General features: G+C 60.0%; 21 protein-coding genes and 2 pseudogenes. 13 read left to right on the plus strand and 10 right to left on the minus strand.

Translation table 11 applies throughout. From position 1 onward, the window contains the following. Positions 1-5: 5 nt before the first annotated feature. The 3 genes from ACFHWW_RS17595 to ACFHWW_RS17605 all read left to right on the plus strand — a co-directional run bounded on the left by ACFHWW_RS17595 (position 6) and on the right by ACFHWW_RS17605 (position 1,081). The gene (locus ACFHWW_RS17595; RefSeq protein ID WP_379939612.1) at positions 6-608 is read left to right on the plus strand and encodes a TetR/AcrR family transcriptional regulator; all 603 of its coding nucleotides are present in this window, start codon (positions 6-8) and stop codon (positions 606-608) included. Further along, positions 605-802 carry a hypothetical protein gene (locus tag ACFHWW_RS17600; RefSeq protein ID WP_379939614.1) on the plus strand — a complete coding sequence of 66 codons (198 nt, stop codon included), beginning with the start codon at positions 605-607 and terminating at the stop codon, positions 800-802. The genes ACFHWW_RS17595 and ACFHWW_RS17600 overlap by 4 nt, the downstream gene beginning before the upstream one ends. A gap of 117 nt (positions 803-919) precedes the next feature. Beyond that, positions 920-1,081, plus strand: a complete 162-nt coding sequence (locus ACFHWW_RS17605) for a hypothetical protein (RefSeq protein WP_379939867.1) — start codon at positions 920-922, stop codon at positions 1,079-1,081. A 1,007-nt stretch (positions 1,082-2,088) separates the two neighbouring features. Here ACFHWW_RS17605 and ACFHWW_RS17610 read toward each other — a convergent pair. The 6 genes and pseudogenes from ACFHWW_RS17610 to fsa all read right to left on the minus strand — a co-directional run bounded on the left by ACFHWW_RS17610 (position 2,089) and on the right by fsa (position 7,049). Then, the gene (locus tag ACFHWW_RS17610; RefSeq protein WP_379939616.1) at positions 2,089-2,448 is read right to left on the minus strand and encodes a DUF1127 domain-containing protein; all 360 of its coding nucleotides are present in this window, start codon (positions 2,446-2,448) and stop codon (positions 2,089-2,091) included. A gap of 410 nt (positions 2,449-2,858) precedes the next feature. Then, a pseudogene (mnhG, locus tag ACFHWW_RS17615) lies at positions 2,859-3,286 on the minus strand (monovalent cation/H(+) antiporter subunit G). Positions 3,287-3,290: 4 nt separating this feature from the next. Beyond that, positions 3,291-3,410, minus strand: a pseudogene (locus tag ACFHWW_RS17620) (monovalent cation/H+ antiporter complex subunit F); the annotation flags it as partial. A 115-nt stretch (positions 3,411-3,525) separates the two neighbouring features. After that, positions 3,526-3,996, minus strand: a complete 471-nt coding sequence (locus ACFHWW_RS17625) for a GreA/GreB family elongation factor (RefSeq protein WP_379939618.1) — start codon at positions 3,994-3,996, stop codon at positions 3,526-3,528. Between the two features lie 677 nt (positions 3,997-4,673). Beyond that, on the minus strand, positions 4,674-6,209 hold the full coding sequence (locus tag ACFHWW_RS17630) for an FAD-dependent oxidoreductase (protein WP_379939620.1): 1,536 nt from the start codon (positions 6,207-6,209) through the stop codon (positions 4,674-4,676). A 183-nt stretch (positions 6,210-6,392) separates the two neighbouring features. Beyond that, positions 6,393-7,049: a fructose-6-phosphate aldolase gene (fsa, locus tag ACFHWW_RS17635; protein WP_379939622.1), complete on the minus strand. Its 657-nt coding sequence runs from the start codon at positions 7,047-7,049 to the stop codon at positions 6,393-6,395. 118 nt (positions 7,050-7,167) lie between these two features. On the opposite strand from fsa, the gene ACFHWW_RS17640 reads away from it, so the two are divergent. After that, the gene (locus ACFHWW_RS17640; protein WP_379939624.1) at positions 7,168-7,539 is read left to right on the plus strand and encodes a DUF488 domain-containing protein; all 372 of its coding nucleotides are present in this window, start codon (positions 7,168-7,170) and stop codon (positions 7,537-7,539) included. Positions 7,540-7,807: 268 nt separating this feature from the next. Continuing rightward, a complete protein-coding gene (locus ACFHWW_RS17645; RefSeq protein WP_379939626.1) occupies positions 7,808-8,659 on the plus strand; it encodes a LysR family transcriptional regulator in 852 nt (283 codons plus the stop codon). Here ACFHWW_RS17645 and ACFHWW_RS17650 read toward each other — a convergent pair. From ACFHWW_RS17650 to ACFHWW_RS17660, 3 genes are all read right to left on the minus strand, one after another. Next, positions 8,656-9,450 (minus strand): ATP-binding protein, encoded by a 795-nt coding sequence (locus ACFHWW_RS17650; protein WP_338280703.1) that lies wholly within the window; start codon positions 9,448-9,450, stop codon positions 8,656-8,658. The two genes, ACFHWW_RS17645 and ACFHWW_RS17650, sit on opposite strands and share 4 nt — an antisense overlap. Before the next feature lie 98 nt (positions 9,451-9,548). Continuing rightward, a complete protein-coding gene (locus ACFHWW_RS17655; protein ID WP_379939628.1) occupies positions 9,549-10,076 on the minus strand; it encodes a plastocyanin/azurin family copper-binding protein in 528 nt (175 codons plus the stop codon). Continuing rightward, positions 10,073-10,486: a DUF5602 domain-containing protein gene (locus ACFHWW_RS17660; protein ID WP_324765212.1), complete on the minus strand. Its 414-nt coding sequence runs from the start codon at positions 10,484-10,486 to the stop codon at positions 10,073-10,075. Before ACFHWW_RS17660 ends, ACFHWW_RS17655 begins: the two co-directional genes overlap by 4 nt. 469 nt (positions 10,487-10,955) lie before the next feature. On the opposite strand from ACFHWW_RS17660, the gene ACFHWW_RS17665 reads away from it, so the two are divergent. The 3 genes from ACFHWW_RS17665 to ACFHWW_RS17675 all read left to right on the plus strand — a co-directional run bounded on the left by ACFHWW_RS17665 (position 10,956) and on the right by ACFHWW_RS17675 (position 12,366). Further along, positions 10,956-11,462 carry a PTS sugar transporter subunit IIA gene (locus ACFHWW_RS17665; protein WP_379939630.1) on the plus strand — a complete coding sequence of 169 codons (507 nt, stop codon included), beginning with the start codon at positions 10,956-10,958 and terminating at the stop codon, positions 11,460-11,462. Positions 11,463-11,479: 17 nt separating this feature from the next. Next, positions 11,480-11,929 carry a nucleoside diphosphate kinase regulator gene (gene rnk / locus ACFHWW_RS17670; protein ID WP_379939632.1) on the plus strand — a complete coding sequence of 150 codons (450 nt, stop codon included), beginning with the start codon at positions 11,480-11,482 and terminating at the stop codon, positions 11,927-11,929. A 137-nt stretch (positions 11,930-12,066) separates the two neighbouring features. Next, a complete protein-coding gene (locus tag ACFHWW_RS17675) occupies positions 12,067-12,366 on the plus strand; it encodes an XRE family transcriptional regulator (RefSeq protein WP_324765209.1) in 300 nt (99 codons plus the stop codon). Between the two features lie 572 nt (positions 12,367-12,938). Here ACFHWW_RS17675 and ACFHWW_RS17680 read toward each other — a convergent pair. Then, positions 12,939-13,628: a haloacid dehalogenase type II gene (locus ACFHWW_RS17680; RefSeq protein ID WP_127712384.1), complete on the minus strand. Its 690-nt coding sequence runs from the start codon at positions 13,626-13,628 to the stop codon at positions 12,939-12,941. Positions 13,629-14,234: 606 nt separating this feature from the next. Between ACFHWW_RS17680 and ACFHWW_RS17685 the strand changes: the two genes are divergently transcribed. From ACFHWW_RS17685 to ACFHWW_RS17705, 5 genes are all read left to right on the plus strand, one after another. Then, the gene (locus ACFHWW_RS17685) at positions 14,235-15,236 is read left to right on the plus strand and encodes a phosphotransferase (RefSeq protein ID WP_379939635.1); all 1,002 of its coding nucleotides are present in this window, start codon (positions 14,235-14,237) and stop codon (positions 15,234-15,236) included. Positions 15,237-15,244: 8 nt separating this feature from the next. Beyond that, a complete protein-coding gene (locus tag ACFHWW_RS17690) occupies positions 15,245-16,615 on the plus strand; it encodes an aspartate aminotransferase family protein (protein WP_379939638.1) in 1,371 nt (456 codons plus the stop codon). A gap of 89 nt (positions 16,616-16,704) precedes the next feature. Further along, positions 16,705-17,388 (plus strand): GntR family transcriptional regulator, encoded by a 684-nt coding sequence (locus tag ACFHWW_RS17695; RefSeq protein WP_379939640.1) that lies wholly within the window; start codon positions 16,705-16,707, stop codon positions 17,386-17,388. 206 nt (positions 17,389-17,594) lie between these two features. After that, entirely contained in the window at positions 17,595-18,668 is a 1,074-nt protein-coding gene (locus ACFHWW_RS17700) for a tartrate dehydrogenase (RefSeq protein WP_379939642.1), read from the plus strand. A gap of 408 nt (positions 18,669-19,076) precedes the next feature. After that, positions 19,077-19,553 (plus strand): Lrp/AsnC family transcriptional regulator, encoded by a 477-nt coding sequence (locus tag ACFHWW_RS17705; protein WP_379939644.1) that lies wholly within the window; start codon positions 19,077-19,079, stop codon positions 19,551-19,553. The last annotated feature ends 48 nt before the right edge of the window (positions 19,554-19,601 follow it).

Below are 19,601 nucleotides of genomic sequence, written 5' to 3' on the forward strand. Positions count from 1 at the left end.
CGATTATGAGAGTTAGTCGCGCACAGGCGGAAGCAAATCGCGAAGCAGTCATCGATGTGGCGAGCCGGCTTTTTCGTAAGCACGGTTTTGATGGCATCGGGCTCAAGGATCTGATGAAGGGAGCCGGCCTGACCCAAGGTGGATTCTACAAGCAGTTCGAATCCAAGGATGATCTGGCGGCGCAGGCGTCCAGGCGGGCGCTGGAGAGCGCCTTTCGTCGATGGTCCGCTGCTGCCGCGGCCAATCCGCAGGATCCCTTTGGCGCGGTGGTCGCATTCTATCTCAGCATTGCACATCGAGAAGAGAAGATGGACGGCTGCCCTGTCGTTGCGCTCGGCTCGGATGCTGCCAGGCAAGGCGTCGACGTAAAAGCGTCGTTCGAAGCCGGGATCAGGGAATACCTTGAAATGCTCGGTAATTGGATTGGCGCGACCGACAGCGAGGAGGCGGACGGCAAAGCCATGGCCATTCTGTCGACGATGGTCGGTGCGGTGCTCCTCTCGCGCGCTGTCAATGACGAGCAGATGTCGAAGCGGTTCCTGGAGGCGGCCGCCGAGAGCGTGCTGATGTCGTCTGCGGGGGATACAGAACCGGGAGCTCGCCAATGACGATGCGTCCGGCCGAAGCGCACAGCGCAACTGCCGACCAGGAGCTCTGCTCCGGGCTGGAGCTCATTGCGAAACTGGCGGACGGGAGCATCCGCCGACCACCGATGGCGGAAATACTCCCGTTCAGCTTGCTCCCTCCGGAAGAAGGCAAGGTCGGGCTGCTGGCACGCCCGAGCCGCGCTTTTCTAACCTGACGAATACGGTTCACGGCGGCTGGATCATGATGATGCTCGACGCCGTCATGGCGCTTGCCGCCCAGACGACGCTCTCGGTCGGCGAAACCTGCCCGTCGCACGAAACCACCGCCAAGTTTGTCCCCGATCTTCGCCGACTCCGGCGAAATGCGTGTGACCGGCCACGTGGTGTCCGGCGGCCGGACCGTCATCACGCTGGAAGGCTGCATCGAGGACGCTGAAGGTCGGATCTACGCGCATGGCACGTCGACCTGCCTTGTCGTGGGCAGGAAGCCGTGATGTGCCGGACCGCCGGTCCGGAAGGTTCGCCACAACGGCTCACCTGCTTTTGTTGAGCGGTAGAGATACTGGCAGGCCGCTAACACTGTTCGAATAGGGCACGAGCACTACTGTAACCGCGGCCTGGACGATCGCACCATGCCTTGGATGGTGCTGTTGTTCGGCCTTCTCGTCATCCCTTTCGGCGTTGTCAGCGCATCGAGCAATGTGTCGGGGAATGATCCGGTCACCACTCTGTCCTTCCGTCAAGATTAACCGCGGCGGCTGACGGGATACATGTCTCCGTGATTTTCATCGAGAACGGCGGTAAAATACAACAAATAAAACGGAGGACACGAGCATGCGTCGTCCTGACCCGAATGCGCGCAGCCGCAGCGAAGCCGTTGGCCGCGATACGCTTCTCACCCTGTGCGTTGCGCTCCCCATAGCGATACTGGTCTTCATCATTCTGCACATTTAGCCATCGGGCCTGATCCGGACTGGCTATGTTTTCTTCAGAAACTCTGTCCGCAGCAGCAGATTTCGTGTCCGGGCGAAATGCAAGGCTCGGGAAACGCGGACCGGACCACCCTTAACAATGACTAGGTCGCACGGCCCGATGGACGAGGGCGCGGTCCCGGTGGGTCCGTAAACGCCGCAGGCACGACAACCGAGGCCATCCACCAAGGGCACCGGACGGCCGCTCTTGCTACCTAACGGCTGCAGGAAAGGCAGGTGCGCCTTGAACGGAATCTTCTCATGCTTTGCTCCATTTCGTGCGGCGCCGCGAGGCGCCGCGGGAACGGAATTCGAGGTTAGAGAGCCTGCTCCGGGAAAGGACTCGTCCCTCCCCGGCAAGCCTCGAAATCCTGGCGAAAGTCTCCGTGCACATGACAACCACCTGGCCTATGGACCTATCGTTTACAGCCGACGAAATTTCGCCGGAAAGTCGGGCCCAGTCTCAGAGCATCGTGAAAGCGACGATCATCAAGCCAAAGATGCCCACCGCGATGATCGCTTTCGTTGTCCTATCCATCGTTGCCTCCAGCAGGCCACCGGACGGCGCGATGCCTCGCTGGCCTTGACGCACGGCAGCCATTCAGGCCGCTTTTCAATACTAGGCCGACGGGCTGCGAGACAGTTGCCGGAGATTCCGCCTGTACCTGTCCCGACGGCCGGAAGAGTCCTTCGACAATCCGCGGGATGTCATTTCTCGTTATACCAATGTCCTCGAGCAGCCTGTCGTCGAGGTTTTGAAGCGCGGCGGCCGCCCGCCTGCGCTGCCGGCGTTGCAGCGCACGTAGAAAAAATCCCGTGACAGTTATCCTGGGACTGCGCAGCGTCGGATCCTGGCGGACTTCGGTTGGTGAGTGTTCGTGTGCGGACATTGTTGCCCTCCATGAGCAGTATTGATCGGCCCGGTCGCGTGGTCCGCAGAAGCGACGCGGCGAACGGGCGTTCGGGAAGCATCAGCGGCCTGCAGACGCGGCGGCGCCCCGCTTGAGCGCCGCACGCGCGTAGCCGCGTGCCAGACTGTCTATGTGAGAGGGGATCCCCGAGGCGGCGAACGCTTGCGTTCGAGCCGCTCGGGGTTACGGTCGCGTCAGAAGAGACGCTGAGAGGACCAGGTATTTCTTGTGTCGACGTGAAGTAGTCATGACTTCGATATGGTCACTTGAGGTATAGGATTCCATCGCTCGAGATGCGGCCTTTGGACGCTGGTCAGACAATTGCAATTCGCGCGAATCCGCAGCTCGAGCCGACACGGCGCTCGCGGGCCGGACTTGCTTGACGGGCGCTAGCCGTCACTCTCTGGCGCAGACGGCGGCGGCTCGTCACCGCCGGTTCCAACCCCGCCCGGCCGGTCGTTTCCTTGCGGAGGCCGCATGACTGATCGTGCCGGAATGCCCTTGATCCCTTCGGTCCGGTCCCGATAGAGGGCCGCGCGGGAGGATGAGGGTGACTGGCGCGTTAATGGCGATGAAGACGCCGATCAGGATCTCGCGCCACAGACCTCGAACCCAACGCAGAAAAACAGACGATCGACGCGAGCGCGATGGCTCCGGTTCCCCAGCTTGTGCCGAGGGTCGGTGCATGCACGCGCTCGAAAAAGGCGCCGAACCGCAGGGTTCCGATGGCTCCGATCAGCGTCAGCCCGGCGCCGAGAAGCACGAGGAAAGCCGTTAGCAACGGCGCCCACGCGGGCAAAATCTCGGCATGCGTCATTCGATCATCTCGCGCGCATAAGGAACTTTGCCAGCGCGACGCTCGAGACGAACCCCAGGACTCCGATGATCAAGGCGGCCTCGAAATAGATCGGGCTTGCGGTGCGGATGCCGATCGTCGCTAGCTGAACGCGCGGTCCTGCGTTCGGTCGCATCTTGCGCTGAAGTCGGTTGCCAGGATGATATGGCTTGGAATCAATCGGCCCACTGCAGGTCCTGCATTTCCGGACACGGGCCTCCTCATCCTTGGAGGACATCCTGACTGCGATCCCAACGGGATCCTTGGCATAACGTCGAGGTGATCACCATTGGGGTACCTGGAAACGCAAGAGCTTGAAAATCAATCCGGATCACGTTGATCTTCTGTAAGCTACCCTTTTCTGTGTCCACGGCAATTGCCCGACCCGCTCTCAAGCCGAGCAGCCCTAACCCCAAAAGCGACCCTACCGAGACAGTGTAATTAGGAAAGTCCAGGCTCTCATTGCGGACCAGATTAGCTGTTCTCGGGACACCTGCATCAACGCAGAAGGTCACGCGACTGTTTATCGTCACGACGTCATCGGGGACATTCCTGAAGGCGCAAGTTTCAGCCTGTACCAGCTTTCTCTCAAGCAATCGGCTATAAGCAGTGTCGCGAGGCCCCCGATCAAGTATTTCCCTAAGGATTGCATGATCGTTTGGCGTTAGATAGCATTGAAGCCGATTGCTCATGTCATAACTCCCCGGAGCAGATCCGCCCCGGCAAAATCAACTGGATCTCCGTTCGATTTCCCTGGCCGCCAGTATGGCGCCAGGGCTCACGCTCCTGAAACGGAGCTACCGCCTTCAGCCAGAAAACGATGGAGTCGTCGCGAATGTCGGACGAAATCCGGGTCTTCTGCAGCCAGCAGACGATAGACAGCCGATGCGTTATCCGCGCTGCGTCGCTTCCCTAGACGAACGCTGGTCACACTCAACGCAAGGCTTTCTGGACATGGCGTTTCCGTTCGGGCCAGGATTTTTTTCACTGCAACTCGCGTAACTTGCCTCATCACCAATCCTCTCCGGTTCGCTCGAAGACGAGCCACGCGGTGCCCTTTTCTGCGATCCTCGACCTGCGGGCCTCCTGAACTCGCTCCGCTTGTCGCTCGGTAAAGGGTCCCATTGGCTGAGTTTTCTGTTCGCCGCAGCGGACCTGGCAATACCATTTGTTGCCATCGTGTGAGAAAATTTCGACCGAGGTGGGGTGCGGCTCATGCTTGGCGATCTCGTCTATGAAAATGATTGACCTCGAGTAATGCCTGGCGGGCGTGTGCACGCCGGGAGGCGGGTTGCGGTCGGGCGACGTTGACATAGTTCAACTCCTCTTCATCGCTGTGGCGTGCGAGCGTTCGGCGCCCGCCTCGTCATCAGAAGGCCGTTTCGTGCTCCATCGCCACCTCGGTCATCAGATTTTCGATGTCGCGGGATATCGAGGCGGCAGCCAGTACGCGTCCGTCGCGCTTGAATCGCAGCAGACAGTCCCTGCCCGAGATGTCGCCTTCGACCATGATCTCGTCCCATCGCTCCGCATGGCCGACATAATTGATCCTGACGTCGTAGTGCTGGCTCCAGAAGAACGGCACGGCTGCAAACTTCTCGCTCCGGCCGAGCATATTCAGCGCCGCGGTCTGCCCTTGCCTCTCGGCCACCACCCAATGTTCGACGCGGATGTTCTCTCGGCTATGGGGATCCGGCCAGCGCGCGATGTCACCGGCCGCGAAGATCCCCGGTTCGCTGGTTTCCAGAAAACCATTCACGACGACGCCGCGGTCCGTTGCCAACCCTGCCGTTTCGGCGAGCTCCGTGCGTGGCCGCACGCCGATGCCGGCGACCACGAGGTCCGCGGCCAGCGTTTCGCCACTGCGCACTTTCACCTCGCTTCCATTAATGCTGCTAGCAGTCTCCTCGAGGTGGAAAACGACGCCATTCTTTTCATGAAGGGTCCGGATGAAGTCGCCCGTCTGCGGACCCAGGAACCGCCCCATCGGGTGCTTGTCGGGGGCGACGACATGGACTTCGATACCGCGAGCGCGCAGGGCCGCGGCGACTTCGAGACCGATAAAGCTCGCTCCAAGCACGACCACCCGGCGGGCCGTCGCGGCCCGCTCGATTATGGCGCGGCAGTCGGCGAGCGAGCGCAACGTATGAACATGGGGCTGGTCGGCACCCGGAATCGTCAGGCGAACCGGCTCTGCACCGGTCGCAAGCAGCAACCTGTCATAGGGGATCGAGCCTCCGCCAGCGAGGATGACCTCGCGGTTCTGCGGCTCGATGCGAACCGCTTTCGTAGCGAGACGCAGGTCGATCTGGTTCTTGGAGTAATAGCTCTCCCCCCGTAGCGGAACCCAGCTCTCCGGCGCCTTGCCGGCAAGGTAGTCCTTGGAAAGGTTCGGCCGGTCGACAGGCGGCGCTTCGTCGTCGCTGAGCATGAGAATGCTGCCGGCATACTGCTCACGCCGCAGCATTTCAGCGGCGGAAAAGCTGGCCGCTCCGCCACCGACGATGACGATCTTCTCGGGCATTGCTTCGACAGGACGCTCGCTTGTTGCCGCCTCTGCACGCTTGCGCTTGCCAACGACGAAGATATGGCCGTCGCGCTGTTCCACCCACCAACATGCCAGCGGCCTGAAGGCGGGCGCGCGCAGGGCCTCCCCGGTCCTCAAGCTGAAACATGCGTGATGCCATGGGCATCGGACGCTGTCGCCATCAACCAGTCCGTCGCCGAGCGGGCCATTGTAGTGAGTACAATGCGCGTCGACGGCGAAGATCTCGGCCCCGCGGCGCACAAGCAACACCTGCGCATCGCCGCAATGGCCGACGAGCTTGCTGCCGTCGGGAAGATCGGCAAGCCTGATACCGCGCGCCAGATCAGGCCCACTCATGCTTGTGTGTCCAGGAGCCATTCGTATCTCCTTTCGGTATCGAGATGGGGTTTCGCCGTGACTGCTGATAGCGCCTTTGCAGGTCGGGTCTTTTGATCTCACACGGCAGCTTGTTACCGCTGCGCCTATGAAGCAAACGAATTTAGTCGCCTGTTTTGTGCAGTTTTTCTGCTGGACCGGTCAGGACAAACGGCAACAGGATAACTAACGAATGGCTTGACCCGTCCTGCCCCAGTCGGCAAGGAAGGAAGCCAGCCCCTGTTCCGTGAGTGGGTGGTTGGCCAGCTTCCTAAGCACTCCCGGTGGCACCGTCGCGATATCGGCGCCCGCCATTGCAGCCTGCGTGACATGCCGCGGCGTGCGAATTGAGGAAGCCAGAACTTGCGTATTGAAGGATTTGTCGTTGTCGTAGATCGCCCGAATTTCCCGGACGACGTCTATGCCATCGAGGCCGATATCTTCGAGCCTGCCGACGAAAGGGGAAATATAGGCCGCACCGGCTTTTGCCGCGAGTAATGCCTGGTTGGCTGAAAAGCAGAGGGTAACATTGACCTTCAGCCCGCGTTCGCAGAGTGCCCGGCAAGCCCTGAACCCATCCCAGGTGGAGGGCACCTTGATGGCCACATTCGCAGCTATGCTGGCCAAGCGCTCCCCCTCGGTGACCATGCCGTCGAAATCAGTCGCGGTGACCTCCGCTGAGACGGGGCCCTCGATCGCCTCGCAGATCTCCTTGACAACCTCCCGGATCGGTCGACCGGTCTTTGCGACCAACGAGGGGTTCGTGGTCACTCCGTCTACAACACCTACCGCGGCTAGCCCGCGGATTTCGGCAATCTCGGCGGTGTCGACAAAGAACTTCATCACTTTTCTCCTGTCATAGTCGCGTGATCCGTGGGCAACGCCGTCTTCAAGTCGATTGGGCCGTAGCAGATGTGATTGCGCGCCCTATCTCCGTGATGGCAGGGCAGGAGCGACGTGCATGAGCGCCAAAATCTCCGAGAAGAACGTCAAACTGAAGCGTGCCTATGAGAGTCCGACGGACGGTGACGGCAAGCGTGTCCTGGTTGACCGGCTGTGGCCGCGCGGAGTGAGCAAGACCGATGCGGCAATTGACTATTGGGCGAAGGAACTGGCGCCAAGCACCGAGCTGCGGAAATGGTTCGCTCACGATCCCTCCCGATGGGAGGAATTCCGCCGGCGGTATGCCGAGGAGATCAAGGAGCATCGCGAGGAATTTGATCGGTTGCGCAACCTGGCGCTCAACGGTCCGATCACACTTGTCTACGCGGCGCGCGACGAGAAGCACAACGATGCTGTTGTCATCAAGGAGATCTTGCTGGCACATCGATAAAATGCCTACCGAGAGGTGTCGTGGTCGCCGAGGATCGACTTGGCCGTCGGTCATGGCTGTGCGGTTAGTACGTGTTGTCTGCCAAGCCAACCGGCTTGTCCGGCAACACCTCGGCGCAGTGCTCACTGCCTGCCTAGCCACGCCGAGCTCATGAGACTGGTTACGAATTCCGCGCTCGCCTGGCGCTTCCACCCACTCTTACGGACGAGCTAATATATAGCAAACGAATTTGATTGACATTTAAGAGCAACGTTTATGCTATATCAAAATGGATATTGAGCTCGCCCGTACTTTCCTGGAAATAGTTTCAACGGGAAGTTTTATTCGCGCCGCGGAGCGCTTGAATGTTGCTCAGACCACGGTCAGCGCGCGGATTCGCCACCTCGAACAACTGCTTGGCCGGCCGCTGTTCGTTCGGAACAAGGGTGGCGCGTCTCTTACCCCGGCGGGCGAGCAGTTCCTGCGCCACGCGCCGACTTTCGTCCAGTTATGGCAGCGCACTCGTCAACAGGTCAAAGTGCCGGCAGGGCGCCGAGCAGTGCTGACGGTCGGCAGCGAAGTCACGCTTGCGCAACCACTCCTGCTGAACTGGGTCAGATGGATTCGTCAATCCCTTCCGGATATCTCGCTTCGCGTCCATGTCGACGTGCCCCAGGATTTGAATAATCAGGTCGCCTCGGGGATGGTCGATGTGGCGATCATGTATGCGCCCCAAATTCGCCCCGGCCTCCAGATCGATTTGCTGATGGAAGAAAAGCTCGTGCTTATGACAACCGATCCGGAAGCGAAGCGCCTTGAGGAGACGAGTTACGTTTACATGGATTGGGGGCCGGATTTCGGGCGACAACACGACATGAATTTCCCGGATGTCGCACCGGACCTCGCCTTCGATCTCGGTCCGCTGGCACTTAGCTATGTCCTTGCGAGCGGCGGCTCAGGTTACTTCAGGATGAGCGCGGTGGAGCCCCATTTAGCGGCGGGTGAGCTCCATCTCGTACCCGACATGCCGCAATTCTCCTATCCGATTTACTCGGTGAGGTCGGCAAATGCCGACGAGAGTGTTGTGGGACCGGCGCTTGCCGGCTTGCGCGCGATCTCCGAAGGCAACATCGAGGCCTAAGCGGCCGCGTCGGTCGATGGAAATAGCAGATCGACTGTGGTTCCGGTGCCTCGCTCGCTGGCAATTCGGAGATGACCCCCGACCATCTGCATGAAGGCGCGCACCTGCGCTAATCCCATTCCGGTGCCGTTCTCGCCCTTGGTCGTGAAGAACGGGTCCAGCACCTTTTGCAGAACGTCCGGTAGTATGCCGCAGCCGTGGTCGTCGACGCGAAGCCGGGCATAGGTTCCCGGCGCCGGCAGGCCAGGCGCACTGTCGGGCTCAACCAGCCGCTCCGTTCCGATGCAAATCTCGCCGCCGCCTGGCATGGCATCGCGAGCGTTGAGGACAAGATTGAGAACCGCGGCGTCGAAAAGCGTTGGTTCGATCTGGCAGCTTGGTACGTCGCAACCCAGCTCGAACCTGACGCGGACGTCGGGTCCCGCACCATATCTAAGGAATGGCGCGGCAGCGCTGACGCACGCGTTCAGGTCGCGCACTCTGAGGTCGAGTTCCCTATGGTCTGCAAAAGCGAGCAACTGCGTAATCAATGCGACACCCCGGTCGACGCCTTCCTGCGCCGCGGCAATATAGGCGCGCACGCTCTCCGGCTGGTCGGCTCTTCGTGCGGCGAGCCTCAGGCCGGAGTCAACGATCGCCAGGATGTTTCTGAGATCATGGGCAATACCGCCGGTCATCTCGCCCAAGGAGTGAAGCCGACGCATTGCGCCTTCGCGCTGTTTGGCTGCCACTGTCCCGCCGCTGCTTCCCGCCTGCGGCTGCAGGTCTGCCCGAAACGCAGTGTCTGTCATGGTAGCCCCTCGTGGTTGCCGGTGCGCGGACTACGGTCCCTTCGCCATCGGACTCATTTGTTCGCTCGTTGGCTGGCCAGCGTCGAAACGCGGGGGCTCTAAACCCGCCGGACTATCCGCTTTGCCATTATTTCTTCGACCGTTGGAAACGCCTTGAGGGTCTGATCCGGTAGGCCGCTCCCTGAAGCGATCGCCTTCATCCAGCCGCCATGCGGTTCTGGTTCGCCGACTATGATGCGTCCGACCATTCCCGCCAGCTCATGGGGAACGCAATAGTAGTCATAAACTCCTTGCTCGGTGAAGGTTACCGAGAAGCTCGCGTCGGGCAGGAGATAGTCCGAATCCCAGGACTTAGCCCTTTCAGGAATGCGCCGCGGCCTCCCGAAGTTTGCTGGATGATAGGCGGTCGTCGTATGCGAATTGCCGGGGTTGGTGTTGGTCCAGCGGACCATCTGACCCGGCTTGATCAGGAGACCGATCGGGTCAAACCAGGCATGTGAGCCATAGGCGCGCCCTTGCATCCGGATCTCCACTACCTCCTCGGCCCATACGTCCCGCCCGGACAGCGAAAGGACGGCGACGAGCCCGCCACCGAGACCCAGCACTTCACGCCGCGCGACACTCATTTGGCGACGCTCGCTTCGCCGGCAGTTGCAACATGCCACAGGACGACATGGACATGCGGCTCTTCCACGCCTGGATGGCCGGCATTGTAGTAGACGTCGACATGGTCGACGCTGCCTCCGGGCGCTGCAAGATTATCGAACGACCTGTCCGGATTGAGATCCTTGGTCGGCAGCATGTAGATCGTGCTGACAAGCTTTCCGTCATGATTATATGCGAGGAACGGACCAGCCGGCAGTGTCGCCGGATCGACGAAGAGCTGGCCAATGCCGGGGAGGAAATCGGGTAACTTCACCAGCTTGCTGACCTGCTGATAAGGGGCGGCCGGCGGCGCCTTTGCGGCTTCATCCGCAGCCATGGCACCAAGCGTGCTGGCCAGTGTCAGAACAGGAACGAGGAAGAGTTTTTTCATCGGGGAGATCCTTTTCTCCGTTCAAAGCCGAGATCGCGGAAATTCCGGCGGCTAATGGCTGCTCGTACGACCTGTCGCGTGCAGCCATTCAAGAACCAGGCGGTAATATTAGTCCAATGAAATAAACTGGCATTTCAGTGCAGTATTTCTGCATCCCTCCGAATTTTTGGCCTCACCGCCCTCTGATGGCCGGAAGTCTACTGAACGCGAGATATCCACGAATTCAGAGCGATCCACGTCCTAGCCGCGCGCTTGATTTCGAGAATTCCGTCCCCATGTTTTAGTTACTATGAATACTTTCGCACCACAGAGAGAGCCACAACGCCTCAAAGCAGGCCTCTAGCCCGGACGTGAACTCTACCGGCTTCGCGTCCGGGTCAGCCACATCCTCGATTAAATCAGTAAGCGCAGCAGACGGCGTGCCAAACGCAGTTCGTTTGCGCTCGCGCGTATCGGCTTAGAGGCAACCATGATGACGTTCGGCAACCTGTCAGAAGAAAATATTACTCTTGACCTTGCGACAAAGGGAAAGCACTCGGCGCTGTCCAGGATCGCTGTCAAACTTGCGCGAGGAACCGGGCTTGATGACCAAGCGATTCTTCGGAGCATTTGGAGGCGGGAGCGGCTCGGCTCAACCGCCATCGGCCGTGGCATCGCCGTCCCGCACGCATTGCTGCGCTCAATCTCGTCGCCTGTAGCGTCATTTACGCGACTGGCTCCTCCGATAGATTTCAACACCCCCGACAGCGATCCCGTCGATCTCGTCCTTACCGTGCTTTGGCCCCGCTCTGAGGCTCGTACCTTCTTGCCTGCGCTGTCGCGACTATTCCGTATGGTGCGCGCGCCGCTGATCAGGGAGGGGCTCCGGCTGGCCCAATCCCCCGAGGAGGTGATGGCGATTTTTATGATCGAGGCAAGGCAGGTCAACGGTATCCCATGGCGGACCAATGTCGCGCACTCGGTGGCACTAAGATGAACACTGAGGAACGGAAAATGAAGAAGCACCTCCAGAACTCACAAAAGCCTTCGATCGTGATTGGCGAGACGGATCACCAGCGATTGAATAAACTTGCTCTTGCTGCGGCTGATCGCCTTCCCGAGGTTTCCGATGGTCTCTTGATTGAGCTCGAACGCGCACTCGTGGTTGCGGGCACCTCGGGGCCTCCGAATGTCGTTCGAATGGGATCGACGGTTGAGTATGAAGCTGACACCGTTGATGGGCGAACAGTGATACTCGTATTCCCGATAGACGCAGATATTTCCGAAGGCAGGATATCCATCCTGACCCCCATCGGAACTGGCCTTCTCGGCTTGTCCGCCGGTCAGACCATGGATTGGAGCGGACGGGATGATAGGGGGCACAAGCTGACGGTGTTTGCGGTTACTCAACATCGGGCGGAAAGCGAAGTCCTCCGTTCCTCCGAGACGTCAAGCATAAAGTAGAGAACGATTATCGCTGGCGTCGGGATCCTTTCCCCGATCAGCTCGAGCGTGGCAAATTCGCCACCTTGCTGGCCGAATGGCTACGATTGATCGCCCCGATGCTGGGGCGGTCTTGTTTGTAGAAAAGGAGAATAACCATGATCACTGGCTCCCAATGTCGTGCGGCACGTGCACTTACCGACCTCTCGCCCGAGCGTCTCGCAATATCTGCCGGCGTGGGCGTGGAAACCGTGCTGCGTTTTGAGCGCAAGCTCGACAAACCGGGTGATGATGAAATGTTTGCCTTGCAATCGGCTCTGGAAAGAGCCGGCGCCGTCTTCATTCCTGACAATGGCGCCGGCATTGGTGTGCGCCTGAAATTTACTGGATCAGAAGCTAAACGCATCGACATTCTTGAGAATGAAGGCGGTATAGTTGCACCTGACCGGGTGCCTTAACTGGAGTATGACAGTGGCAATTTGCGTGCCAGTTTCTCGAGCAAACGGGCATCGACATCGCGTTCCAAGAGGTGCGTCCGGGCCTGGAAAAACTTTGGTTTAGCGCCCGCTCGCTTCCTTCTGCAGTCATAGGTTCCCAGAATTCCACCTTGGCAAATCTCTGATCTTTGCCGTCGCCCCAAGGATCCTCGCAGATCCGAAATGAAGCAGGTCACGCTGAACGGCGGCTCGTCTCGCATCGCGCCCCTTCATGCTAATCGCTGCGAGCGACCGCTTGCCACCCGGTCCAGTCATTCCCGCACCCTTCGCGGACGACCGCTGTACGCCCCGGTCGTTGAGGAACAGCCCTGTTATTCGAAGCGGACTCGATAGCGGCCGTGCAACGAACGCGTCCCGAGAGCGATGTGCCGTTGCGTCACGTTCGGATCACACCATCCTCTAACGCCAGCAGGTCACTCGTGCGGAAGGGGTCCCCGGAAAGGCCGTGCTTTGCTCCCCTTCGAACGATAAAGAGAAGGGGCGAATGAACCGCCCCGGTCTCATCGTAGCAACAGTGCCTGAGCGTTATTTTTTCAGGCGCGCTTGAGTGCGGGCTCCAGGCCAACGGCGGCGGCTAACCCGCCGATATCCTCGATCTCGGTATATTCGTAATAGGGATTGGCTGGCTCATGGCCGCGGTTGACCCAGACCTTGCTCTTGATGCCCAGGTCATAGGCGGTCATCAGGTCGTAACGGAAGGATGAGGACACATGAGTAATGTCTTCGGGCCCGCAGCCGAGCTTGTCGAGCATGTATTCGAAGCCCTTCATCAGAGGTTTGTATGCCCCGACTTCTTCCGCCGTGATGACCATATGGATGGGCGCGCCCAGCTTTTCCACGTTCGACATGATCAGGCTGTTCATGGAGTTCGACAGGATGACCAGCGGAATTTCCTCGGCCACCCTGGACAGGCCAGCCGGGACGTCCGGGTGCGGACCCCAGGTTGGCACTTCGTCATAGATGCGTTGCGCGTCTTCCGGTTTGAACGGGATACCGATGCGTTTGCAACTGCGTTCGATGGAATTGTGCACCACTTCGAGGAAGGGTTTCCATGGCCCTAGCACCTCGTCAAGGCGATAGCCTCTAAAAGCCTCGACAAAGCGGGCCATCGTTTCTGGGGAGAGGCGCTCGGCGTAGACGCGTCGCGCAGCGCCGGCCATATCGAAATTGGTGAGTGTGCCGTAGCAGTCGAAGGTGACGTACTTCGGTCGAAATCGAGTCATGGCGTGTATTCCTTCCAATTTTCACGGCACAGTGTGCCTATACAAGGTCAGGTTGCTGGGCATGCCGCCTCGTCTAAAGAGTCGCGGTGCCGATAGACCGCAATGCGGCAGCGTATCTGATCAGTTTCATTGCCTTCGCCTCTTTTGGTATCGGGCCAATTCACCCAGCGGAGCACTCCAACTTGCTTGCTGCACTCCGGCCAGTGGGGAAGACATTGGCATAACTTTGTGGCCATGGCAATTAAATTGTCCAACAATTTTTCGAGACTGATCGTCCTGCTGCTTTCCGGCAGCTTGAGTGCGTCGTTATTCGCACAACACAAACTGCGCGGTGATGCGACGCAATTCCCTGGTATTCGCTCGTTTTGGTGTACGCATTCACCAGAAAATCTCGCGAATTCGTTAATCTTCCTTGGGCAGAGAAAGACCATTCAAACGGCAAGAAATTTCAATCAAAAAAGAAATTGTTGTACAAAAATTGGAAAGTGAGATACTAAAGCCTCGAGCTGCCCATTCCCGAGGCAGGATCTGAATGAGTTAAAGATGGGTCACAAGCATCAGTGCGGGCCAGCCCGCGTCCCTGAGCTTTCCGAGGTGTGCCACCCCGTGGGCGCTGCGGAAGCCGAAGAAATCGCCGAACGGCTATATGGCGCGCGAGGCTCGGCCACGCGCTTTCAAACCGAGAAAGACGACACGTTCCTCCTCAACTGCGCGGCCCGGGGGAAGTTTGTGCTGAAGATCGCTCATCCTTCCGAGCGGATGGAGGAGCTCGATTTTCAGGTCGCCCTGCTGCGTCATCTCGAGCAGCGGGCGCCAGATCTACCCGTCCCCCGTGCACTTCGCGACGCCGACGGTGTGGATTTGCCCAGCGTCACCACCACGGCCGGCGAGCGGCGGGTGGTGCGGCTCATCACCTTCCTCCCCGGTACGCCGCTCGACCGGACATCTGCCACAGCCCCACAGCGCGAGCGGATCGGTGAAATCCTGGCAAAGCTGCGTCATTCCATGGCCGATTTCTCGCATCCCGCAGACGGCCGGACGCTGGCATGGGACGTCACCCATCTGCTCGATCTCACCGATTTGTTGAGTTTCATCCCCGGGGGCGGCAAGCGGGCCTGGACCGTCCGCGCGCTCGAGCGGTTTGCCGAAGTCAAGCCGAGCCTCGACCAGTGCCGGCGGCAGGTGCTCCACAACGACTTCAATACGTCGAACCTCGTCGTCGATCACGCCAGCCCGCAGTTCCTGACCGGCGTCATCGACTTCGGCGATGCGGTCCGTACCGCCATCGCCGTCGATGTCTCCACGGCGTTGATGAATCAGATGCCAAAAACGTTCGACCATGGGAACCGGCGTGACCTGTTCGACGAACCGCGCGACGTTCTGCGCGGTTATCTCCGCCAAGCCGAACTGACGGACGAGGAACTTCGGCTCATCCCCTTCCTGTCGATGGGCCGTCTTGCGGTCCGTGCGCTTCTGACGTGCTGGCGTGCCGAAATCTTCCCGGAGAATAGCCGCTATATTCTGCGCCATACCGAAGCCGGCTGGACCCACCTCGAGTGGTTCCACTCGATTTCGGCCGCGCAGATTTCCGATCTTCTGACACGATAGGAACCGTGATGTCCCAGCAATCGACTACCCTGCCCAAGGGCTTCCGTGGCGACATGCCAAATGGCTTCAACCCCCAGGACACGTCTCATCTCACAAGTGAAGATTTGGCGCATATCGCCAGGCGGCAAAGGCTGCTCGGGCCCGCTTATCGGCTCTTCTACAAGTCGCCGGTTGAGATCTCCCGTGCCAAGGGCGTCTTCCTCTATGACAGGCACGGCGACGAATATCTCGACGCCTATAACAACGTGGTATCGCTGGGTCACTCTCATCCACGCGTCATCGAGGCGATCCAGAAGCAGCTCGAGGTACTCTGTACCCACACGCGTTACATGCAGGAGCCCCTGCTGGACTATGCCGAAGCCCTGATCAATACGTTCGGTGGCGAACTCGGCCGAACCGGATGCGCGATGTTCACATGCACCGGCTCGGAAGCCAACGATCTCGCCTTGCGTATCGCGCGTTACCACACACGCAAGACCGGCGTCATCGTCACGGCCGAAGCCTATCACGGCAACAGCGGCGCGATAGCGGCAATCTCGCCCTCGCTCGGCAAGAAGTCGGCTCTGGATCCCTATGTCCGCACGGTCGCCGCGCCCGATTCCTACCGCCTACCCGCCGAGGAAATCGGCCGGCGGATGGCGGAGGACGTCGCACGGCAGATCGCGGACATCGAGCGGCACGGCGGCGGCCTGGCGGCCTTTATCGCCGACTCCGTCTTCTCCTCCGATGGCCTCTATGTCGATCCGACGGAAGTATTGGCGCCGGTGGCGGAAGTGGTGCGCAAGGCAGGCGGCCTGTTCATCGCCGACGAGGTGCAGTCCGGATTCGGGCGGACCAGCACCCATTTTTGGGGTCACTCCCGTCACAAGGTCGATCCGGACATCGTGACAATGGGCAAGCCCATGGGCAACGGCTATCCCGTTGCCGGCGTAGTCCTGCGGCCTGAACTCATCGCCGAATTCGGTTCCAGCATGCGCTACTTCAACACGTTTGGCGGCAACTCCGTCGCTATCGCCGCTGCAAGGGCCGTGCTAGACACGATCCTCGAAGAGGGCCTGTTGGACAACGCCGCCAAGGTCGGCGGCGAAATCCTCGACGGCCTGCGGGACCTGCAGAAGAAATATGAACTCGTCGGCGATGTTCGCGGGGCCGGCCTCTATTTCGCCGTCGAACTCGTCAGGGATCGAGATCGGAAAACGCCGGACATGGACCGGGCGCTTGCTGCCGTCAATGCATTGCGCGACCGGCGCATCCTCATTTCCGCGACGGGAGCGGACGCGCATATCCTCAAGATTAGGCCCCCGCTCGTCTTCACATCGGCCAATGCGGCGCGTCTGCTCGAGGGTGTCGACGAGGCGCTTCGGTCCGTCCAGATCTAGGACCCGGGCGGCACAATATCATCTCCCTTGCCCTATGCCGCCGCATGTGGCGTAGGTATGAAAGCAAATAAACGAGAAAAGCCACAGCCATGCCGACGCTGCACGCCACGAATCAAGCCGATGATCTTGAGATGAAAGTCGAGCCCATGCCGGCTAGCGCGGTGGAAACCCTGACACACGCCTTGCGACGGCGCATCTTGTCGGGAGATTTCCATCCGGGCGAGTTCCTTCGCGACGTGAGGATGTGCGAGGAGCATTCGACCTCGCGGCACACATTCCGTACAGCAGCCCAAGTGCTCGTCACGCAGGGCCTGCTGCGGCAGATACCGAACAGAGGCTTTGTGGTGCCTGAATTCGGGCCCGACGATATCGTTGATATCACACGCGTGCGCGGCGCCATCGAAGGCGAGGCCATTCGTCTGATCGTGCTGACCGGCGTCATCCCATCTCAGGCGCTGGAGGCGGTCGAGGTTATGCACAGGTCGACTCTATCCACCGACAGATCCCTGTTGGTTGGCGCGGACCGTGACTTCCACCGCGCGATTATCGCCGCAAGCGGCAGCGCTCGGCTGAAGCGAACCTATTCAGACCTCGAGGGCGAGATCGAGCTTCTCCTCGCACAGCGGCAGGATTTCTACGCCACTGCCGAAGAAATGGCGGAAGAACACGAGCGGCTCATCAACAGCTTGAAAAGCCGCCACTACGACACGGCGCGGGAGGCGTTCCAGGAGCACTGGGAAGATCTCCAGATCAAATTGCTCGATCATCGCTGACCAGCGCTCCGCGCCCATAACCGGCGAGCCGACGCTGTGGATGCCGGCGCCGCCGGTTCGACGCGGAGCAAGCACCATCTCGGGTCCTTCCTCTCCGCCAGAGCCTGCTTTTCGGCGGAGTCGCGGCGTCGCCGCCAGCCGCATGGCGCCGAAGGCGCAGTAACGGCCGCTGCCAATTTGAGCGAATTACGCCACGGAGAAGTTCGATGCGTGAATACTTTATCGCAAGCATACCCGCCGACGGTATCGGACCTGAGGTGATCGCCGCCGGCCAGACGGTTCTTGCGAACCTCGAGAAGCGACTCGGCGACGTAAAATTCACCGTGGAAAATTTCGACTGGGGATCTGACTACTACAAGAAACATGGTGTGATGATGCCCTCGCATGGGCTGGAGCAGCTCAAGAAATTCGACGCTATCTATTTCGGCGCGGTCGGAGCACCGGATGTTCCGGACCATATCACCCTTTGGGGGCTCAGATTGCCGATTTGCCAGGGCTTCGACCAGTACGCCAATGTCCGGCCAACCAAGATCCTGCCTGGGATAACCCCTCCGCTGCGCAATTGCGGCCCCGGCGACCTCGACTGGGTGATCGTGCGTGAGAACTCCGAGGGCGAATACTCCGGTCATGGCGGCCGCGCCCATCGCGGCCTGCCGGAGGAGGTCGGAACTGAGGTCGCCATCTTCACCCGCGTCGGCGTCAGCCGCATCATGCGCTACGCCTTCAAGTTGGCGCAATCGCGGCCTCGGAAGTTTCTCACGGTCGTCACGAAATCGAATGCCCAACGCCATGGCATGGTCCTGTGGGACGAGATCGCCGCCGAGGTGGCCGAGAAATTCCCTGACGTCACCTGGGACAAGATGCTGGTCGATGCCATGACGGTGCGGATGACGCTCAAGCCGCAGAGCCTCGATACCATCGTGGCAACCAACCTGCACGCCGACATTCTCTCCGATCTCGCTGGCGCGCTTGCCGGTAGCCTGGGGGTTGCACCGACGGCGAACATCGATCCGGAGCGCCGATTTCCCTCGATGTTCGAGCCGATCCACGGCTCCGCCTTCGACATTACCGGCAAAGGCATCGCTAACCCGGTTGCCGCCCTCTGGACTGCTGCCCAGATGCTCGACCACCTCGGCGAGCGGGAGGCTTCGTCCCGCCTCATGCGCGCTGTCGCGCGGGTGACAGGCGCGGGCATCCTTACCCCTGACGTTGGCGGTACTGCCACCACCCGGGAGGTTACCGAGGCAGTCTGCGACGCGATCCACTCCTCTAACGTCTAGGGAGACGTGGCCGACTATGGTCTTGGACAATCAGAAAGCAAGGAAGTCATTGCGCCGGATCTTTGACGCTGCTGTCGGCAGTGCCGACACCGCGTTTTTCGTCCCGCGGGATCTGCCGCCCCCACCAAGAGGCAGATGTGTCGTAATCGGCGGCGTCCGCCGGCAGCCCTTCGGGTGCTCGAGTATGGGAAGAAACGCCGAAGGGACTGGAGCCGCCGGCAGCAGTACGTGTCGTGGCGGCGCCCGCGCTGGCGCTGGCGCTTGCAGCAGCTGCCGAGGCTCCGACGAGCCTTGGGCTGAAGCCGCGCGCCGCGATAGGTATACGGCTTTCGAGCCATCGGAGATCTCGTGGTCACCGGCCCAACTCTCACCAACATCAACGAGATCCGCGCGAGCGGGAGCAAGCCAATGAAACTTGATCGGATCGACGTCAAGATACTCAACGCATTGCAGAGGAACGGGCGAATGACGAATGTCGAGCTTGCGGAAATGGTCAATCTCTCGCCAAGTCCCTGTTTGCTGCGAGTGAAAAAACTGCAGGCGGAGGGCTATATCGAGGGCTATTCTGCGCAGATCAATATCGGAAAACTGGGCCAGACGGTGACGGTGTTCACCGAAATCACGCTGAAGAACCACCGCCAAGTCGACTTCGCGAAATTTCTTGCTGCGATTAAGAAGGTCGATCAGGTCATCGAGTGCCATCTGGTTTCGGGAGACTACGACTACCTCGTAAAATGCGTCACCGCTGGAATCGAAGAGTATCAGACGCTGATGGAGCGGCTCCTGGATTCGGAGATCGGCATCGACAAGTACTTCAGCTTCGTCGTGCTGAAATCGCCCCTTGTCAAAGCGCATTTGCCGCTGGCAAGCCTGTTCCAGCAGTAACCTCGTGGCAGACCTCGATTCCCTCATTCGACTGCCGTAAAGATCGCG

Origin of the sequence: Sinorhizobium sp. P24N7, assembly GCF_042436655.1 — a bacterium.
Lineage (GTDB): Bacteria > Pseudomonadota > Alphaproteobacteria > Rhizobiales > Rhizobiaceae > Sinorhizobium > Sinorhizobium meliloti_A.

What these genes read in the sequence shown, in the direction of transcription:
- ACFHWW_RS17690 (WP_379939638.1), top strand. Translation starts at nt 15,245, where the DNA reads ATGTCCCAGCAATCGACTACCCTGCCCAAGGGCTTCCGTGGCGACATG.
- ACFHWW_RS17640 (WP_379939624.1), top strand. Translation starts at nt 7,168, where the DNA reads ATGAGCGCCAAAATCTCCGAGAAGAACGTCAAACTGAAGCGTGCCTAT.
- ACFHWW_RS17610 (WP_379939616.1), bottom strand. Translation starts at nt 2,448, where the DNA reads ATGTCCGCACACGAACACTCACCAACCGAAGTCCGCCAGGATCCGACG.
- rnk (WP_379939632.1), top strand. Translation starts at nt 11,480, where the DNA reads ATGAAGAAGCACCTCCAGAACTCACAAAAGCCTTCGATCGTGATTGGC.
- ACFHWW_RS17645 (WP_379939626.1), top strand. Translation starts at nt 7,808, where the DNA reads ATGGATATTGAGCTCGCCCGTACTTTCCTGGAAATAGTTTCAACGGGA.
- ACFHWW_RS17665 (WP_379939630.1), top strand. Translation starts at nt 10,956, where the DNA reads ATGATGACGTTCGGCAACCTGTCAGAAGAAAATATTACTCTTGACCTT.
- ACFHWW_RS17595 (WP_379939612.1), top strand. Translation starts at nt 6, where the DNA reads ATGAGAGTTAGTCGCGCACAGGCGGAAGCAAATCGCGAAGCAGTCATC.
- ACFHWW_RS17660 (WP_324765212.1), bottom strand. Translation starts at nt 10,486, where the DNA reads ATGAAAAAACTCTTCCTCGTTCCTGTTCTGACACTGGCCAGCACGCTT.
- ACFHWW_RS17600 (WP_379939614.1), top strand. Translation starts at nt 605, where the DNA reads ATGACGATGCGTCCGGCCGAAGCGCACAGCGCAACTGCCGACCAGGAG.
- ACFHWW_RS17705 (WP_379939644.1), top strand. Translation starts at nt 19,077, where the DNA reads ATGAAACTTGATCGGATCGACGTCAAGATACTCAACGCATTGCAGAGG.
- ACFHWW_RS17700 (WP_379939642.1), top strand. Translation starts at nt 17,595, where the DNA reads ATGCGTGAATACTTTATCGCAAGCATACCCGCCGACGGTATCGGACCT.
- ACFHWW_RS17630 (WP_379939620.1), bottom strand. Translation starts at nt 6,209, where the DNA reads ATGGCTCCTGGACACACAAGCATGAGTGGGCCTGATCTGGCGCGCGGT.
- ACFHWW_RS17695 (WP_379939640.1), top strand. Translation starts at nt 16,705, where the DNA reads ATGCCGACGCTGCACGCCACGAATCAAGCCGATGATCTTGAGATGAAA.
- fsa (WP_379939622.1), bottom strand. Translation starts at nt 7,049, where the DNA reads ATGAAGTTCTTTGTCGACACCGCCGAGATTGCCGAAATCCGCGGGCTA.
- ACFHWW_RS17655 (WP_379939628.1), bottom strand. Translation starts at nt 10,076, where the DNA reads ATGAGTGTCGCGCGGCGTGAAGTGCTGGGTCTCGGTGGCGGGCTCGTC.
- ACFHWW_RS17680 (WP_127712384.1), bottom strand. Translation starts at nt 13,628, where the DNA reads ATGACTCGATTTCGACCGAAGTACGTCACCTTCGACTGCTACGGCACA.
- ACFHWW_RS17650 (WP_338280703.1), bottom strand. Translation starts at nt 9,450, where the DNA reads ATGACAGACACTGCGTTTCGGGCAGACCTGCAGCCGCAGGCGGGAAGC.
- ACFHWW_RS17675 (WP_324765209.1), top strand. Translation starts at nt 12,067, where the DNA reads ATGATCACTGGCTCCCAATGTCGTGCGGCACGTGCACTTACCGACCTC.
- ACFHWW_RS17625 (WP_379939618.1), bottom strand. Translation starts at nt 3,996, where the DNA reads ATGAGCAATCGGCTTCAATGCTATCTAACGCCAAACGATCATGCAATC.